Source organism: Mesorhizobium sp. M2A.F.Ca.ET.037.01.1.1 (genome assembly GCF_003998075.1).
Lineage (GTDB): Bacteria > Pseudomonadota > Alphaproteobacteria > Rhizobiales > Rhizobiaceae > Mesorhizobium.
Genome location: NZ_RZSA01001807.1, coordinates 1 through 448, shown reverse-complemented (window position 1 = coordinate 448; position 448 = coordinate 1). Strand labels below are relative to the sequence as shown.

1 protein-coding gene is annotated in these 448 nt (G+C 69.0%); it reads right to left on the bottom strand.

What is annotated here, in order from left to right; all coding sequences use genetic code 11:
* A partial coding sequence (locus EOA27_RS39910) for a hypothetical protein (protein ID WP_127259138.1) occupies window positions 1-448 on the bottom strand: 448 nt, incomplete at both ends.

Here is a 448-nt window from a genome sequence, read left to right as displayed (position 1 = left end):
GCGCTGCGCATGGGACTGCAGCGCCATGTCGGCGGCGAACTCGCGCTTGCGCTGGGCTGCGCTGTCGAAGCCGACCGGCCCGTCGAGGTCCTCGTCGCGGGCGTCGTTGGCGACCTTGGCGGTCGCATCGCGGGCCTCCGTAACCGCCCGGCTGTAGAACTGGCCGGCGCCGTGGGCGGAGCCGACATAGGCGCCGACGATCCGCTGCAGGTGGATCTGCATCGCCCTCTCGCCCAGTCCTTCGCCCAGGGCATCGGCCGTCTCGATGATGAGCTTCTCGTGAAGATCGCGGATGCTGTCGCTGTCAAGAACGGGCAGGCCGAAGCTTTCGGAGATGAGGCTGGCCTGGGCGGCGTCGGGGCAGCAGAGCCTGACCATTTCGAGGGTGGTGCCCTTGCGCAGCGGGACAACGCGAGCGGACTGGCGGGAAGTGCGAGTGGTCTTGGTC